This is a genomic window from Pseudomonas sp. B23(2017) (assembly GCF_002113725.1).
GTDB classification, from domain to species: Bacteria; Pseudomonadota; Gammaproteobacteria; order Pseudomonadales; family Pseudomonadaceae; genus Aquipseudomonas; species Aquipseudomonas putida_Z.
This window is the reverse complement of the sequence record NZ_NEJM01000004.1, coordinates 145,126-161,900: the sequence shown is the minus strand read 5'-3', so window position 1 is coordinate 161,900 and position 16,775 is coordinate 145,126. Positions and strand designations below refer to the sequence as shown.

Sequence of the window (16,775 nt, the reverse complement as noted above, 5' to 3'; positions counted from 1 at the left end):
GGGGAATCTGTGGGAGCGGCTTTAGCCGCGAACACCGGCGCAGCCGGTGCCATGCACCGCGTTGGATTCTTCGCGGCTAAAGCCGCTCCCACAGGGTACGCGTACCGCTTGCGAATTCAGTTCTTTACACGACAGCGCAGCCCAAAGGACTGGGCGATCTCCCACAGAGATCGCGCTAACTTTTAGAATTTGAGCAAGACAGTTGCGCCCATAGGTACGGCGCAGGCTTCAGAACTGCGCGGAACCTGTGGGCGCTGGCTTGCCGGTAATGAGCTGCGTGATCGTGTATCCATGTGGTGAATAAAGTACGTGCACACTTTCGATTTCCATGGATAAAGGGAATTTTCCGATCATCGCCTGAACATCTGTCACGAATGAGGACTGCCATGTTCAGCAAGACCTTGTGCCTTCTGGTGCTTCCCTTTGCCCTGGCGTTGCTTGCCGGTGCCGTGCTGCCGTTCCAGGCTGCGGGTAATGCCGCCGTCGGCCGGGCGCTGGGGCACTGGTTGTGGGGTGCGTTCACGTCATTGACGGTAAGTTCGCTGGTAGTGATCGCCGCGCTGCTGATCCTCAGGGTGCCGGCGCCGGACATGGGCAAGGCCTTGCAGGGGCCCTGGTGGCTGTGGGTTGGCGGTGTGCTCGGGGCGTTGTACGTGGCCGGTGCCGCGGCGCTCACCCCCAGGCTGGGCGCCGCGGGTTTCCTGGTGCTGGTGGTGGCGGGGCAGATCATCACGGCGGTGGTCGCAGACCACTTCGGGGTGATGGGGTTGGGGGGCAAGCCGCTCAACCTGGCCAGGTTGGCGGGTGTGGTGCTGATCCTCTGCGGCGTGCTGCTGGTGCAGGGCACTTGGGCAGCAGGCACGCCGGCCAGTGCCACTGCCGTGGTGAAACAGCCGGAAGGCTGATCAGCGCCCCGGCTGGCTGCACGCCCACACGGTCTCCCGCAGCCAGCGATGCCCGGGGTCGTCGTCCTTGCGGCTGTGCCAGGCTTGCTGGTAATCGAACGAAGGAATCGCCAGTGGCGGCTCGAACTGGCGCAATGTCCTGTGCTGGTGCAGCGAGCCCACCGCGCGGCTGGCCACGGTCAGGATCAGGTCGGTGCCGGCCAGCACCTCGACCGCCGCACTCCAGTGCGGCAAGGCCAGGGCAATCCGCCGACGCAGGCCTTGCGCGGCCAGGGCGCGTTCGATTTCATCGAAGGCATCCGGGTGCATGGCCATCAGCACATGCGGGCGGGCCAGCCAGTCGGCCAGGGCCAGGCCGCCGCTGGCCGGCAGCACTTGGCGGTCGGCAACGCTGATGAAGCTGTCGGTGAACAGCGGCGGCGCGGTGATGGCCTGGGGCAGGTCCGGGAAGATGCCCAGGGCCAGGTCCAGTTCACCATCGAGCAACTGGGCCAGCATGGTTTCGCGGCTGGCCTGGCTGATGGCCAGGTCCACCCCGGGCGCGACATGGCGCAGGTGGCGCAGCAGGGGTGGCAGGATGATCCGCGAGGAATAGTCGGACAGCGAGAGCCTGAAGCGACGCTGGGCCTTGGCCGGTTCGAACTGTGGGGCGGCCAGCAGGCCGTTGAGGTTGCCCAGGGCGTCGTGCAGCGGTTTGGCCAGCGATTGGGCGCGGGCGGTCAAGGCCATGCGGCCGTTCTGGCGCACCAGCAAGGGGTCGTCGAAGTGCTTGCGCAACTGCGCCAGGGCGTGGCTTACCGCCGGTTGGCTGCGGTGCAGGCGCAGGGCGGCGCGGGTCACGTGCTTTTCGCTCAGCAGGGCGTGCAGGGCGAGCAGCAGGTTGAGGTCGATCTTGCGTAGTTCATCCATGGTGCGAATGGGCTTGGTTGTGTCTGGCAGTTTTCATCAGCTTAACAAATGCCCAAGGCTGTCGAGGCCCCAGGATTTCGGCATCATGGCTGACATTGTCGGGGCCGCGTTGCGGCCCATCGCGACACTTTGCCGGCGAGCGTCGGCCTGTAGCGCTGACCGGGTGCTGAGGCACTGAGCGAATTGCTGCAAGGGGTGCAGAAATCATCTGCATCCCGCCTGATTGTTCAACTTTCCCCGCCTGATTAGCCTGACTCGAACACCCATCCAACAGGATTCGATCATGGCTACCCGTATCGTTCTCAACAGCACCGGCACTGCCGATGTCATGCAGCTTGAACACTTGCAAGCACAAGCCCCAGGGCCCGGCCAGGTCTGGCTGGAACAGACGGCCATGGGTGTCAACCCGCTCGACCTGCTGCAGCGCAAGGGCGGTGCCCCACTGGACTTGCCTTCCGGGCTTGGGCTGGAAGGGGCTGGGCGGGTCGCTGCCATCGGCGAAGGGGTACATGACGTGCAGGTGGGCGACCGGGTCGCCTATGCCATGGGCCCGGTTGGCGGTTACGCCAGCGGCCGCCTGTACCCGGCCGAGCGCCTGGTCAAGCTGCCACCGCAGCTGGATGACCAGGCCGCTGCCGCCGTGCTGTTCAAGGGCATCACGGCGCAGTACTTGCTGAAGACCACCTATGCCGTGGGCCCGGGTAGCCAGGTGCTGTTGTACGGTGCCGCCGGTGCCTTGGGCCAGCTGATGGCGCCCTGGGCGCGGCACCTGGGGGCGACGGTGATCGGCGTGGTATCACGCCCGCAGAGCGTGGCAAGGGCGCAGGCAGCGGGTTGCCACCATGTGCTGGTGTTCGACGCGGCAACCTTGGCCGGCCAGGTCCGCGAGCTGACCCAGGGCCAGGGCGTGGACGTGGCCTATGACTGTGTCGGCAAGGTGTCGCTGCAAGCCTCGCTGGACAGCCTGCGGGTGCGTGGCTTGCTGGTGTCGTTCGGCGGCACCTCTGGCGCGCCGGCGGCCATCGAGGTTGCCACGCTCAACGCCAAGGGCTCGCTGTACCTGACCCGGCCCTCGCTGGCAGCGCACACCCGCACGGTCGATGAGTACCAGCAGCGCGCCGCCGATGTGCTGGCGGCGGTCGCCGAGGGTATCATCCAGCCTCGGGTCTGGCGTGCCTACCCGCTGGCCGACGCGGCCAGGGCCCACGGGGACCTGGAGCAAGGGCAGTCGGAGGGCGCGCTGGTCCTAACTGCCTGATACCCGAATTCCACCCCTACTGCCTTGTGCCGAGCCTTGCCATGGATGCCTTCGACAGCCGCCGCGCCGATGAACTTGCCACCTTGCTGGCGCTGCACGAGCAGGGCTCGTTTGCCGCTGCCGGGCGGCAGTTGGAGCGCCACCCCACGGTGCTGTCGAAGCGCCTGAGTGCACTGGAGGTGCGCCTGGGCATTCGCCTGGTGGAGCGCAGCACGCGGCAACTGCGCTTTACCGATGAAGGCGAGCGGCTGGTGGCCAAGGTGCGCGAGGCCAACCGGCTGATCGCCGAGGCCGAACAGGAAGCGGCCGAAGGGGCGGCGACAGTACGTGGACGCCTGCGCCTGGCATTGCCGGCAGCCATGGGCCGGCGCTGGTTGAGCGGGATGCTGGCCGATTTCGTGCTGGCCTACCCGCAGGTGATGGTGGAGGCCGAGTATGCCGATCGTTTCGTCGACCTGATCGGCGAGGGTTTCGACGCCGCCATCCGCATTGGCGAGCTGGCTGACAACCGCCTGGTGGCCAGGAAGCTTTGTGATCACCTGCGCATCCTGTGTGCGTCGCCCGAGTACCTGGCCCGGCATGGCGCACCCGTGCAGCCGGAGGATCTTGCCGGGCATGACTGCTTGGGTTTCAGCGGTTTGCGAAGCTTCCCCGAATGGCGGCTGATGAGTGGCGGGCAGCAGGTGAGTGTCAAGGTTGCCGGCAGCCTGCGCAGCAATGACAACGAAGCCCTGCTGGAGGCGGCGCGGCGTGGCGTTGGCATCCTGGCGGGAGGGGACTGGCTGATGGGCGAGGACCTCGCCGCCGGGCGCTTGGTGCGGGTGCTGCCGCAATGGCAGCTGGATGTGGCGGCAGGCATTTACCTGGTAAGGCCGACCGCGCGCCTCAACACTGCCGCCCTGGTGGCTTTCAAGGCGTGGCTGGAAGCACGCTTCGAGGCCGGCGCACCGTGGCGGCTATAGAATTGCACATAACTAATTGAATTAGCAGGGACCCTGTGGGAGCGGCTTTAGCCGCGAACACCGGCGTAGCCGGTGCCATGCACCGCGTTGGCTTCTTCGCGGCTAAAGCCGCTCCCACAGGGTACGCGGGCAATCGTTATCGCCGCGCTACAGCATGCTGCACGCACTGCTCGTAATAGGTCTGCTTGATCGCTGCAGGCTTGAGCCGCGAGCGGCTGTTGTAGGTTTGTTCGGTAATGCCGAAGGCGGTCATGCGCATCCACGGTTTGGGGAATTTGCGCGCCTGCAGCTTCTTGCGCGTGGCATACAGGGTTACCCCGGAAAGCTTGGCCTGCTGCGCCTCGGCGGCTATCTGCGCGCCCCAGCCGCAAGTGTGGCGATCGTTCTGGCTCAGCGCCCGTGCCTGGGCGCCGAAAGCGAGCGTGGCCAGCAGGCAGCCGGCCATCGTTGCTAGAAGTACTCGCATGTTGCTGTCCTAAGCATCTGAAGGAAAACGAAGTTTGCCTTCACAAGCAGGCACTGGGGGCCAGCAATTTGCCGTCAGACCATGGTCGCTCGCGATCGACTGGTGGCGTGCAAGCCAGCGAATAAATACCGCACTGCGTGTATGTGATCGTACAACCGCTTGCGCTATGATGAGCGCTGTCTTTCAAGGTGAAATACAGGGCAATGACAGAGCAGCAGGTACAGGCAAAGACCCGGCGCAAGCCGCGCAGTCTGGCCCAGGAACTGGTCACGGTGCTGACCGAGCGCATTCGCAGCGGCCAGCTCAAGCGCGGCGACAAGCTGCCGACCGAATCGCAGATCATGGCCGAAGAGGGTGTCAGCCGCACGGTGGTGCGTGAAGCGATCTCGCGGCTGCAGGCCGCCGGGCAGGTCGAGACCCGCCACGGCATTGGCACCTTCGTGCTGGACGCGCCAGCCACGGGTGGTTTCCGTATCGACCCGGCGACCGTGGTCACCCTGCGCGAAGTATTGGCGGTGCTGGAGTTGCGCATTGCCCTGGAGATCGAATCGGCGGGCCTGGCGGCGCAGCGGCGCAGCGATGAAGAGCTGACCGGCATGCGTGCGGCGCTGGACGAACTCAATGAAGGGGCTGCCCACGCCACGGATGCGGTGTCGGCGGATTTCCAGTTCCACCTGCGCATTGCCCAGGCCAGCGGCAACCACTACTTCGCCGACATCATCAACCACCTGGGCACCAGTATCATCCCGCGTACCCGGTTGAATTCGGCGCGGCTGGCCCACGATGACCAGGCGCACTACATGAGCCGGTTGATGCATGAGCACGAGGCGATCTACGAAGCCATCGCCCGGCGTGATAGCGAAGGGGCGAAGATGGCCATGCGCATGCACCTGAGTAACAGCCGCGAGCGCTTGCGCCAGGCGCATGCAGAGGCCGAGGCGCAGGGGGCCTGAGGCTTCTCTGTTGCCTGACCTGGCCTCTTCGCGGGTAAACCCGCTCCCACAAGGTTATCCATTACCTGTAAGTACGGCGCGGTCCCTGTAGGAGCGGGTTTACCCGCGAAGAGGCCGGTACAGCCAAAAGAAAAGCCCCGCCATGCGCGGGGCTTTCTGGTTTCAAGGGGCGATCAGATCGCGCCCTCATTCCACTGGCCATTCACCAGCCGGCGCAGCCCAAGCGGGTTGCCGTCGCGCAGTGCCTCAGGCAACAGCGCCTGCGGGTAGTTCTGGTAGCACACCGGGCGCAGGAAGCGGTCGATGGCCAGGGTGCCGACCGACGTGCCGCGCGCATCCGACGTGGCCGGGTAAGGCCCGCCGTGCACCATCGCATCACACACCTCGACACCGGTCGGGTAGCCGTTGACCAGGATCCGCCCGACTTTCTCCTCCAGTAGCGGCACCAGCCAGGCGAAGGCCTGCAGGTCTTCCGGCTCGCCGATCAGGGTCGCGGTCAGCTGGCCGCGCAGGCCGAGCAGGGCGGCGCGCAACTGGTCGTTGTCCTGCACTTCCACGGCAACGGTGGTCGGGCCGAACACTTCTTCCTGCAGCAGCGGGTCAGATTCCACCAGCAGGCGGGCATCGGCCTTGAACAGCTGGGCGCGCGCCTGGCTGCCTGCCTGCGCCTGGCCGGCCAGGTGCTCGATACCGGCATGGGCGTGCAGGTGCTCCAGGCCACCGACGTAGCTGCGCAGGCCACCGGCGTTGAGCATGGTCTGGCCGGCCTGCTGGCTCAGGTGCTGGCCAAGCTCTGCCAGCAGTTGGCTGTACTGCGGCGACTGCAGGCCGATCACCAGGCCCGGGTTGGTGCAGAACTGGCCTGCGCCCAGGCACACCGAACCGGCCAGCTCTCGGGCGATGGCTTCGCCACGCTTGGCCAGGGCGCCCGGCAGGATGATGACCGGGTTGATGCTGGACATCTCGGCGAACACCGGGATCGGCTGCGGGCGCTCGGCGGCCATGCGGCACAGGGCGTCACCGCCTTTCAGCGAGCCGGTGAAGCCGACGGCCTGGATGGCCGGGTGCTTGACCAGCCACTCGCCGACGCCGCCACCGAACACCATGTTGAACACGCCCTTGGGCATGCCGGTGCGCTCGGCGGCGCGCTGGATGGCGCAGCCGACCAGGTCGGCGGTGGCCATGTGGCCGCTGTGGGCCTTGAACACCACGGGGCAACCGGCGGCCAGGGCCGCGGCGGTATCGCCACCGGCGGTGGAGAAGGCCAGCGGGAAGTTGCTGGCGCCAAACACGGCGACCGGGCCGACGCCGATGCGCATCTGGCGCAGGTCCACGCGTGGCAGGGGCTGGCGCTCGGGCAGGGCCAGGTCGATGCGCGCACCGAGGAAGTCACCACGGCGCAGCACCTGGGCGAACAGGCGCATCTGGCCGCTGGTGCGGCCGCGCTCGCCCTGGATACGGGCGGGGGGCAGGGCGGTTTCACGGCAGACGATGGCGACGAAGGCGTCGTCCAGTTCGTCCAGCTCGGCGGCGATGGCGTCGAGGAATTCGGCGCGCCGCGCCGGGGCCAGCTGGCGGAATTCGGCGAAGGCGGCGGCCGCGGCCTTGGCGGCCTGGTCCACTTCACTTTCGGTGGCCTGGGCGAAGCTGTAGGGCAGGGCCTCGCCGGTGCTGGCGTCCAGGCTCTGCAGGCGCTGCTGGCCAGCGGCGCTGCGCTGGCCGGCGATGAAGTTGTGGCCGAGGATTTCAGGCATGGGGTGCTCCTGTAGAGAGTAGTGAAGGAAGAGAACGTGCTTGAGGCGTTTGCTCGGACCCTGTGGGAGCGGGTTCACCCGCGAAGCAGGCAACTCGGTGCATGGCACCGGCTTTGCCGGTGTTCGCGGGTGAACCCGCTCCCACAGGGACCGCGTTGCAATATTGAGTCGGGCAAGCCCTTGGCATCAGGTAATCGGTGCCGGGTTGAACAGGGTGATGTCGTTGTGCAGGCGATGCTGTTCGGCCCAGGTCTGCTTGCGGCCGCTGGCCACGTCCAGGTAGTAGTAGAACAGCTCCCAGCCCAGCTCCTCGATGGTCGAGCGGCCGCTGGCGATGCGCCCGGCGTCGATGTCGATCAGGTCGGGCCAGCGCTGGGCCAGCTCGCTGCGGGTGCATACCTTGACCACTGGCGCCATGGCCAGGCCGTACGGGGTGCCGCGGCCGGTCGTGAACACATGCAGGTTCATGCCGGCAGCCAGTTGCAGGGTGCCGCAGACAAAGTCGCTGGCCGGGGTGGCGCAGAAGATCAGGCCTTTGCGGTTGACCCGCTCGCCCGGGCCGAGCACGCCCTGGATGGCGCCGCTACCGGACTTGACGATCGACCCCAGGGACTTCTCGACGATATTCGACAAGCCACCTTTCTTGTTGCCCGGCGTGGTGTTGGCGCTGCGGTCGGCGGCGCCTTGCTGCAGGTAGCGGTCGTACCAGTCCATTTCGCGCACCAGGGCGTCTGCGACCTCCTGGTTTTCCGCCCGCGAGGTGAGCATGTAGATGGCGTCGCGCACTTCGGTCACTTCCGAGAACAGCACGGTGGCGCCGGCGCGTACCAGCAGGTCGGCGGCGTAGCCCAGCGCCGGGTTGGCGGTGATGCCCGAGAAGGCATCGCTGCCCCCGCACTGCATGCCCAGGATCAGTTCGCTGGCCGGCACGCTTTCGCGGCGGCGCTGGTCGAGTTTCTTCAGGCGGGTCTCGGCCAGTTCCATGATCTGTTCGATCATTTCCACAAAGCCCAGGCTGGCGTCCTGCAGGCGGTACAGCCATGGGTCGCTGAGGTCCACCGACGGGTCGTTGTCGTGCATCACCTGGCCGGCCTGCAGCTTTTCGCAGCCCAGGCTGATGACCAGGGCCTCACCGCCCAGGTTGGGGTTGCGCGCCAGGTTGCGCACCGTGCGGATCGGGATGTAGGCATCGCGCGCGTTGATCGCCACGCCGCAACCATAGCTGTGGGTGATGGCCACCACATCATCGACATTGGGGTACTTGGGCAGCAACTCGCTGCGAATGCGCTTTACCGCATGCTCCAGCACGCCGGCCACGCACTGCACGGTGGTGGTGATGCCGAGGATGTTGCGGGTGCCGACGGTGCCGTCGGCGTTGCGGTAGCCTTCGAAGGTGAAGCCTTCGAGCGGCGGCAGCGGCTGCGGGACGGCGTCGCAGCGTGGCAGGCTGTCCAGCTCCGGCGCGGCCGGCATGGCCAGCTGGCTCTCCTGCACCCAGCTGCCCTGGCGCAGGTCTTCCAGCGCGTAGCCTATGATCTGCCCGTAGCGGCGCACCGCTTCGCCCTTGGCGATGGCTACGGTGGCCACCTTGTGGCTCTGTGGCACGCCTTCGACCAGGGTCAGGCCGTCGGCGAAGCGGGCGCCTTCGCCCAGGCCGCCATCGTTGACCACCACCACGACATTGTCGTCGTCGTGCAGGCGGACGTAACGGGGCGAGTCGGAATGTTCGATCAACTGCATGTTCGGGCCCTACTTGTCAGGTTCTCAGGCTTTTGTACATCCGCCCGCGGCGGGGGTGGCCGACGCGGGCGTGTTCACTCAGTGGCGCGAGCCGGCCAGTTCGCTGCCGGTCGCTGGCTCGGCGTCAGGCTTTGGGCTTTCACGCAGCTCGATGCGCTTGATCGGGCCGACGATCACCAGGTAGCTGAACACCGCCACCAGGGCGTTGGCGCCGACATACACCAGGGCCCACTTGAACGAGCCAGTGGCGCTGATGATGTAGCCGATCACGATTGGCGTGGTGATCGAGGCGATGTTGCCGAAGGTGTTGAATAGCCCGCCCGACAGCCCGGCGATCTGTTTCGGCGAGGTGTCGGCGACTACCGCCCAGCCCAGCGCGCCGATGCCTTTGCCGAAGAACGCCAGGGTCATGAAGCCGACCACCATCCACTCGGCGTCGACGTAGTTGCAGAACACCATGGTGGTCGACAGCAGCAGGCCGCAGACGATCGGCAGCTTGCGCGAGAAGGTCAGCGAGTTGCCGCGACGCAGCAGCCAGTCAGAGATCACCCCGCCCAGCACACCACCGATGAAGCCGCAGACCGCCGGCAGCGAGGCGATGAAGCCGGCCTTGAGGATGGTCATGCCGCGCTCCTGCACCAGGTACACCGGGAACCAGGTGAGGAAGAAGTAGGTGATGGCGTTGATGCAGTACTGGCCCAGGTACACGCCCAGCAGCATGCGGCTGGTCAGCAGTTGCTTGATGTAGCCCCATTTCGGGCCGTCGTTGCCGCGCTTCTGGTCCATGTCCACCAGGCCGCCGTTCTGCTCGATGTGCTCGAGTTCACCCGGGCTGATGCGTGGGTGTTGGCGCGGGTTGTAGATGGTCTTCAGCCATACCATGGAGAACACGATGCCCAGTGCACCCATGACCACGAACACGTGCTCCCAGCCGAAGCTGAACACGATCCAGCCCATGATCGGTGCGAACAGTGCGGTGGCGAAGTACTGCGCCGAGTTGAAGATGGCCGAGGCGGTGCCGCGTTCCTGGGTCGGGAACCAGGCCGCGACGATGCGCGCATTGCCCGGGAACGACGGGGCTTCGGCAAAACCGACCAGAAAGCGCAGGGTGAACAGTGTCACCACCGCCCAGGCCACCGGCAGGCCACCGACAAAGCCCTGCAGCAGGGTGAACAGCGACCAGGTGAAGATGCTGAAGGCGTAGACGTTCTTGGAACCGAAGCGGTCGAGCAGCCAGCCACCAGGAATCTGGCCAGCCACGTATGCCCATCCGAAGGCGGAGAAGATGTAGCCGAGGGTCACGGCATCGATGCCGAGGTCTTTCTGCAGGCTGGAGCCCGCGATTGCAATGGTGGCGCGGTCAGCGTAGTTGATCGTGGTCACCAGGAACAGCATGAACAGGATCAGGTAGCGCACATGCGTCTTCTTCGTCGCTTGCATGCTGGTAGTACTCCCACTAGTTATTTTTGTGCGGGCTCACGAATTGTAACCGGAGTGGGGTTGGCCCACTCCGGGCGCGGCATCTGGCAGGCCGCGGGCGGCGCTTATTGCGGGCCCATCTTGTCCATCAGCGCGGCGAGTTTTTCGTACTCGTCGGCGGTGAGGTCGGTAAGCGGCGTACGCACCGGGCCGGCGTCGTAACCGGCGATCCTGGCGCCGGCCTTGACGATGCTCACGGCGTAGCCGGCCTTGCGGTTGCGGATGTCCAGGTACGGCAGGAAGAAGTCGTCGATCAGCTTGGCCACGGTGGCGTGGTCGTCACGGGCGATGGCGTTGTAGAAGTCCATGGCGGTCTTCGGCACGAAGTTGAACACGGCGGAGGAGTACACCGGCACGCCCAGGGCCTTGTAGGCAGCAGCATACACCTCGGCGGTCGGCAGGCCACCCAGGTAGCTGAAGCGGTCGCCCAGGCGGCGACGGATCGACACCATCAGCTCGATGTCACCCAGGCCGTCCTTGTAGCCGATCAGGTTCGGGCAGCGCTCGGCCAGTTTTTCCAGCAGGTCGGCGTTCAGGCGGCAGACGTTGCGGTTGTAGACGACTACGCCGATGTTTACCGATTTGCACACTGCTTCGACGTGGGCGGCGACACCTTCCTGGCTGGCTTCGGTCAGGTAGTGCGGCAGCAGCAGCAGGCCCTTGGCACCCAGGCGCTCGGCTTCTTGCGCGTATTCGATGGCCTGGCGGGTAGAGCCACCGACGCCGGCGAGGATAGGTACCGACTTGGCGCAGGTGTCGACGGCGGTCTTGATCACCTGGCTGTATTCGCTGGCAGCCAGGGAGAAGAACTCACCGGTGCCGCCGGCGGCGAACAGGGCGCTGGCGCCGTACGGGGCCAGCCATTCCAGGCGCTTGACGTAGCCAGCCGGGTTGAAGTCGCCCTGGGCGTTGAAGTCGGTGACCGGGAAAGACAGCAGGCCGTGGGAGAGGATGGATTTGAGTTCTTGTGGAGTCATTGTTGTAGGCATCCTGTGGCGCTTGGGTGAAGGGTGTTGTTTTGCGCTGGAGGTAAGTTATCGTACAACTTGTACGATGACTAGTCCCTTTGAGAGATTTTTTTGTGGGGGGCGGAAGGAATGTTATTGCCTGTGCCGGCCTCTTCGCGGGTAAACCCGCTCCCACAGGGACCGCGCCGCGCTTGAAATTTGCGGAGATCCCTGTGGGAGCGGGTTTACCCGCGAAGAGGCCAGAACAGGCGACAACAACAGATGCACGAGACACAGATGGCAGACTAATCGCGATCAGTCATCGTATCTCTTGAGGGGCAGGAAAAAAGATCGCGGAGACAGGCACAAGCCCGCCGCCCGTTTCCACGGGAAGTGTTCTGGGACCAGCAGAGGGTGACCGGGGAAAACGGGGGCGGCCTTGCGCCGCCCCGCGATCAAAGCAGAGGAAACTGGGTCAGGCAGCTTGCTGGCGCTTGATCTGCGCCTTGCGTACCTGGGCCCGGCAAGCGTCGCCGAAAGCCTGGAAGATCTTGATCGAATCCGGGTTCTTCGCCGCTTGCCACTCCGGGTGCCACTGCACGGCGAACAGGAACGGCGAGATGCTCGGGGCATGGATCGCCTCGACCAGGCCGTCTTCGGCGTGGGCGATGGCCTCGATGCCGGCGCCGAGCTTGTGCAGGCCTTGGCCATGCAGCGAGTTGACGCGAATCTCGTCGGTACCCAGGGTGTCACGCAGCCAGCTGTCCGGCTTGATCTTCACGCCGTGCACCTGGGCGTATTGCACCTCGACCGGGTCTTCCGGGTTTTCCCGGTGGTCGTTGAAGCCAGGCTCGGCGTACACCTTCTGGTAGATGTCGCCACCCAGGGCCACGTTGATTTCCTGCATGCCACGGCAGATGCCGAAGATCGGCAGGCCACGCTTGATCGCGGCCTTGACCAGCGGGATGTCGAACAGGTCGCGGTTCTGGTCCTGGCCTTTGCCGGGGGTCTCGTTCTCCTGGCCGTACAGGGCCGGGTCGATGTTGCTGCCGGCGCCGGTCAGGTACACGCCGTCGGCCATGTCCAGATAGGTCTCGAGGTCTTCGATGCCGCAGCAGGTGGGCACCAGCACCGGGACGCAATCGGAAAACTCGACCAGCGGGGTGATGTATTTGTGGGTCATGACCTGGTAGTCATGGCCTTTGCGCTCTTGGCTGCCCATGGTCATCAGGACGACGGGTTTGCGCAGGGAGGGTTGCTTGTTGCCAATGTTGCTGTTGGACATATGTCACCTTGGGACAGGTTCGGCCTGTCGTTGTTGTGCAGGTGCACGGCGCGGGGCCATGGGTGCAACCTGTAGCCCCGAGCACTGCCGGCTCGTCGGAGGCGACGATTCCGGTCGGGGCTTGTAGATAGCTTGCCAGAGCCGTTCGATATGTCAAACGACGGAGCAGGGCTTGATGGCCGGGAATGCGCCGGTTTTTGGGGGCTGAAACCGATGCGGGCCTGTGGTGGCGTGGGTTTGGCGGGGGTTAAGGTCAATAATATTTAACGATGCAGTTGGGTCTTTGCAGCGGTGCAATGAAGGGCCGGCAGAGTCGCTCACTCCTTCGGCTGACGCGGAACCTGTAGGAGCGGCCTTGTGTCGCGAAAGGGCTGCAAAGCAGCCCCGGCAATTTGTGCACCTGCGCTGAAACCATGGGGCTGCTGCGCAGCCCTTTCGCGACACAAGGCCGCTCCTACACAGATATCGCGCCAGCTTTCATCATTTTCAATCAGTGCAGTATCTGCGCCAGGAACCCCTTGGCCCGCTCGGTACGCGGCTGGTTGAAGAACACCTGCGGCGGGCTGTCTTCGATGATCTGCCCACCCTCGAGGAACAGCACCCGCTCGGCCACCTGGCGGGCAAAGCCCATTTCATGGGTGACGCAAAGCATGGTCATGCCGGTGCCGGCCAGTTGCACCAGCACATCCAGCACCTCGGCGACCATCTCCGGGTCCAGCGCCGAGGTGGGCTCGTCGAACAGCATGATTCGCGGCTTCATGCACAGCGCCCGGGCAATCGCCACGCGCTGCTGCTGGCCGCCGGACAGCTGGCTGGGGTACTTGTGCGCCTGGCTTTCGATGCCGACCTTGCTCAGGTACATGCGTGCCCGCTCCTCGGCGTCCTTGCGCGACAACCCGCGCACGCTGGTGGGGGCCAGCAGGCAGTTGTCGAGCACGCTCATGTGCGGGAACAGGTTGAAGTGCTGGAACACCATGCCGATGTCGCTGCGCACCTGCGCCGCTTCGCGGGTGGTGGATGCCAGGTCGATGCCATCCACCTTGATGCTGCCCTGCTGGGCCACTTCCAGGCGGTTGATGCAGCGGATCAGGGTCGACTTGCCCGAGCCGGACGGCCCGCACAGCACGATGCGTTCGCCTTCGCGCACCTGCAGGTCGATGTCGCGCAGCACGTGGAACGCGCCGTAGTGCTTGTTCAGCCCTTCGATGCGGATCAGCACCGGGCGTGGGTCGGGTTCGGGGGCAAGGGTGGCAAGGCTCAGTGGTGCGGTCATTTTGTTGTTCTCCCGCAGGGGTTCAGTCGAAACGAGTCGCGCTGTAGGGCGCGGGGTCGGTGAAGGGGCGTTCGCCGGTGACCAGTTCGGCCACCAGCCGGCCGCTGACCGGGCCCAGGGTGAGGCCGTGGTGGGCGTGGCCGAAGTTGAACCACAGCCCCGGGTGGCGCGGCGCCGGGCCGATCACCGGGCGCATGTCGGGCAGGCATGGGCGGCGGCCCAGCCAGGGGGTGTCGTCCAGGCGCTCGCCCAGGGCCGGGAACAGCTTGCGCGCCAGGGCCTCGCAGCGGCCCAGCTGGATCTGGTTGCCCGGCGCGCTGCTGGCGTCGAACTCGATGCCGGTGGTCAGGCGCACGCCGCGGGCCATTGGCGCCAGCACGTAGCCGCCCTGGGTGTCGCAGATGGAATGCTCCAGTTGCGCGCCGTCACGGGTGCTGTAGTGCATGTGGTAGCCACGCTTGATCGCCAGCGGGATCTGGTAGCCCAGGCCGCTGAACAGGTCGGCCGACTGCGGGCCGAGGCAGGCCACTACCTCGTTGGCGGTGATCGGGCCGCGGCGGCTGTCGACCCGCCATTGGCCGTCGACCTGGCGCAGGCTGCGCGCATCGCCATGCAGGAACTGCCCGCCGCGCTGCGTGAACAGGGTGGCGTAGCCGCGGGTGAGGGCGCCGGGGTTGTTCACGGTCTTGGGGTCGAGCCAGTGGATGCCGCCGACCACGCTGGCGTCCAGCTGGTGCTCGCGGGCCTGCAACTGCCCGCATTCGAGGATTTCGAACTGCAGGCCATAACGGCTCAGGCCCTTGGCGTCGACCTTGGCCTGCTCGAACAGCGCCGGGTCACGGAACACTTCGATCCAGCCTTTGGCCTGCACCAGCCCTTCCAGGCCCGCGGCAGCGATCAGTGCGTCGTGCTCCTCGACGCAGCGCTGCACCAGCGGCAGCATGTCGGCGGCGGCCCCGGCCAGGCGCCCGGGGGCCGACTGGCGCCAGTAGCGCCACAGCCAGGGGGCGGCCTTGGGCAGGTGCAGCAGGCTGTAGCGCACATCGGGCTGGCGGTTCAGGCCGTAGCGCAGCAGCGCGCCCAGTTGCCGCGGGAAGGCATAGGGGATCACGCTGGAGCGCTCGATCAGCCCGGCGTTGCCGTGGCTGGTGCCGCTGCCCGGTTCGTCGCGGTCGATCAGGATCACCTGGCGCCCGCGGGCCTGCAAGTGCAGGGCGGTGCTGACGCCGACGATGCCGGCGCCGAGGACAAGGGTCTGGCAATGCATGGAACGTATCCTTCGGTCAGTTCAGGTGGCGGCCCAGGCGGGCTTCCAGGTGTTTCAGCAGGCGCCGCACCAGTTCGACGATCAGCAGGTAGAGCACGGCGGCCCACAGGTAGATCTGGAAGTCGAAACTGCGCGAGAAGGCCAGTTTGGTCACGCCCATCAGGTCGTAGATGGTCACCAGCGAGGCGATCGCGCTGGCCTTGATCATCAGGATCAGTTCGTTGCCCAGCGGGCCGATGGCCACCAGCAGCGACTGCGGCAGGATCACCTTGAAGAAGGTGGTCGAGCGCTTCAGGTTCAGCGCCCGCGCCGCCTCATGCTGGCCGGGGGCGACGGCCATCAGGCTGCCGCGGAAGATTTCGGCCTGGTAGGCGGCGGTGTTCAGGGTGAACGCCAGCAGCGTGCAGAACCACGCCTCGCGGAAGAACCACCACAAGCCGACGTCCTGCCAGAAGCCCTTGAGCGAGCCCAGGCCGTAATACAGCAGGAACAGCTGGGCCAGCAGCGGCGAGCCGCGGAAGAAGTACACGTAGCCGGCGGCCATGCGCTGCAGCAGCAGGCTGCGCGACATGCGCGCCAAGGCCAGCAACAGACCGAGCACGGCACCCAGGCTGAAGGAAATCGCCACCAGCTTGGCCGTTACCAGCAGGCCGTCGAGGAAGCGCGGGCCGTAGCGGTCCAGCAGGTCGGGGTCGAGGACCAGCGCCAGCAGTTGTTCGAAGCTCATGCGCGTGCTCCTTGCAGATGGCGGTTGCTGCGCCGTTCGATGAAGGCGAACACGCGCCCGGAAATGGCGGCGAACAGCAGGTAGCCCAGGCAGGCCACGCCATAGAAGAACATCGGCTCCTTGGTCACGCTGACAGCCAGGTTGGTCTGGCGCATCAGGTCGACCAGCGAGATGGTCGAGACCAGCGAGGTGTCCTTGAGCAGCGACAGCCAGTTGTTGGACAGGCCGGGCAGGGCGATGCGGGTCAGTTGTGGCAGCAGCACCTTGAAGAAACCGGTGCGCTTGCTCAGGCCCAGCGCCGAGCAGGCTTCCAGCTGGCCCTTGGGCAGGGTCTTGAAGGCTGCCAGCCAGATCTCGCTGGAAAACGCGGCGAACACCAGGCTGAAGGCGATCATCGCGGCGAGGAAGGTATTGATCAGGAACTCACCCTGGTAGCCCATGGCTGCGAGGATCTTCTGTGCGGCGATCTGGCAGCCGTAATAGATGATCAGCAGCGTCAGCAGTTCGGGCAGGCCACGGAACACGGTGGAGAAGGTGGTGGCCCAGGCGCGCGGCAAGCGCTTGCGCGAGCGTGCTGCAAGGGCGACCACCAGGCCCAGCGGCAGGCCGATGGGCAGGCAGGCCAGGGCCAGGGAAACGGTGACCAGCGCGCCGGCCAGCAGCGCCTGGCCCCAGCCTCCACTGGCGAAGGACAGCAAGGACAATTGATCGAGCATGACAAACCCCTTGGGCGGGTAGGTGCGATCTCTGTGGGAGCGGCCTTGCGTCGCGAAAGGGCTGCGTAGCGGCCCCAGGATTCATGCAACGGCACAGATTGCCGGGGCCGCTGCGCGACCCTTTCGCGACGCAA

The 16,775-nt window shown here is 65.8% G+C and carries 15 protein-coding genes; 4 read left to right on the top strand and 11 right to left on the bottom strand.

Annotated elements, in window-relative coordinates:
- The first annotated feature begins 386 nt into the window (after positions 1-386).
- A complete protein-coding gene (locus CAG46_RS08650) occupies positions 387-905 on the top strand; it encodes a DMT family transporter (protein ID WP_025338822.1) in 519 nt (172 codons plus the stop codon).
- Here CAG46_RS08650 and CAG46_RS08645 read toward each other — a convergent pair whose 3' ends face one another.
- Positions 906-1,814: a LysR family transcriptional regulator gene (locus tag CAG46_RS08645; protein ID WP_085617054.1), complete on the bottom strand. Its 909-nt coding sequence runs from the start codon at positions 1,812-1,814 to the stop codon at positions 906-908. It abuts the gene before it with no gap.
- A 283-nt stretch (positions 1,815-2,097) separates the two neighbouring features.
- Between CAG46_RS08645 and CAG46_RS08640 the strand changes: the two genes are divergently transcribed.
- Entirely contained in the window at positions 2,098-3,072 is a 975-nt protein-coding gene (locus CAG46_RS08640; RefSeq protein ID WP_085617052.1) for a quinone oxidoreductase, read from the top strand.
- A gap of 41 nt (positions 3,073-3,113) precedes the next feature.
- Positions 3,114-4,034, top strand: a complete 921-nt coding sequence (locus CAG46_RS08635) for a LysR family transcriptional regulator (RefSeq protein ID WP_085617050.1) — start codon at positions 3,114-3,116, stop codon at positions 4,032-4,034.
- A 136-nt stretch (positions 4,035-4,170) separates the two neighbouring features.
- Here CAG46_RS08635 and CAG46_RS08630 read toward each other — a convergent pair whose 3' ends face one another.
- Positions 4,171-4,500, bottom strand: a complete 330-nt coding sequence (locus CAG46_RS08630; RefSeq protein WP_023660807.1) for a hypothetical protein — start codon at positions 4,498-4,500, stop codon at positions 4,171-4,173.
- A 203-nt stretch (positions 4,501-4,703) separates the two neighbouring features.
- Here CAG46_RS08630 and CAG46_RS08625 point away from each other — a divergent pair, with 203 nt between their 5' ends.
- On the top strand, positions 4,704-5,453 hold the full coding sequence (locus tag CAG46_RS08625; RefSeq protein WP_013972994.1) for a FadR/GntR family transcriptional regulator: 750 nt from the start codon (positions 4,704-4,706) through the stop codon (positions 5,451-5,453).
- Positions 5,454-5,626: 173 nt separating this feature from the next.
- Here CAG46_RS08625 and CAG46_RS08620 read toward each other — a convergent pair whose 3' ends face one another.
- The 9 genes from CAG46_RS08620 to CAG46_RS08575 form a co-directional block, all read right to left on the bottom strand.
- Positions 5,627-7,207: an aldehyde dehydrogenase (NADP(+)) gene (locus CAG46_RS08620; RefSeq protein WP_085617048.1), complete on the bottom strand. Its 1,581-nt coding sequence runs from the start codon at positions 7,205-7,207 to the stop codon at positions 5,627-5,629.
- Positions 7,208-7,393: 186 nt separating this feature from the next.
- Positions 7,394-8,947 carry a galactarate dehydratase gene (gene garD, locus CAG46_RS08610; RefSeq protein ID WP_085617043.1) on the bottom strand — a complete coding sequence of 518 codons (1,554 nt, stop codon included), beginning with the start codon at positions 8,945-8,947 and terminating at the stop codon, positions 7,394-7,396.
- Positions 8,948-9,025: 78 nt separating this feature from the next.
- Entirely contained in the window at positions 9,026-10,387 is a 1,362-nt protein-coding gene (locus tag CAG46_RS08605; protein ID WP_075044995.1) for an MFS transporter, read from the bottom strand.
- A 104-nt stretch (positions 10,388-10,491) separates the two neighbouring features.
- Positions 10,492-11,403 carry a 5-dehydro-4-deoxyglucarate dehydratase gene (kdgD, locus tag CAG46_RS08600; protein ID WP_025338830.1) on the bottom strand — a complete coding sequence of 304 codons (912 nt, stop codon included), beginning with the start codon at positions 11,401-11,403 and terminating at the stop codon, positions 10,492-10,494.
- A 445-nt stretch (positions 11,404-11,848) separates the two neighbouring features.
- Positions 11,849-12,658 carry a gamma-glutamyl-gamma-aminobutyrate hydrolase family protein gene (locus CAG46_RS08595; RefSeq protein ID WP_085591542.1) on the bottom strand — a complete coding sequence of 270 codons (810 nt, stop codon included), beginning with the start codon at positions 12,656-12,658 and terminating at the stop codon, positions 11,849-11,851.
- 490 nt (positions 12,659-13,148) lie between these two features.
- The gene (locus CAG46_RS08590; RefSeq protein WP_025338831.1) at positions 13,149-13,931 is read right to left on the bottom strand and encodes an amino acid ABC transporter ATP-binding protein; all 783 of its coding nucleotides are present in this window, start codon (positions 13,929-13,931) and stop codon (positions 13,149-13,151) included.
- Between the two features lie 22 nt (positions 13,932-13,953).
- Complete coding sequence (locus CAG46_RS08585; protein ID WP_085617041.1) at positions 13,954-15,198, bottom strand: FAD-binding oxidoreductase; 1,245 nt, start codon at positions 15,196-15,198, stop codon at positions 13,954-13,956.
- Between the two features lie 16 nt (positions 15,199-15,214).
- A complete protein-coding gene (locus CAG46_RS08580) occupies positions 15,215-15,925 on the bottom strand; it encodes an ABC transporter permease (RefSeq protein WP_025338833.1) in 711 nt (236 codons plus the stop codon).
- Positions 15,922-16,641 carry an ABC transporter permease gene (locus CAG46_RS08575; protein WP_004376260.1) on the bottom strand — a complete coding sequence of 240 codons (720 nt, stop codon included), beginning with the start codon at positions 16,639-16,641 and terminating at the stop codon, positions 15,922-15,924. The genes CAG46_RS08580 and CAG46_RS08575 overlap by 4 nt, the downstream gene beginning before the upstream one ends.
- Positions 16,642-16,775: the final 134 nt, after the last annotated feature.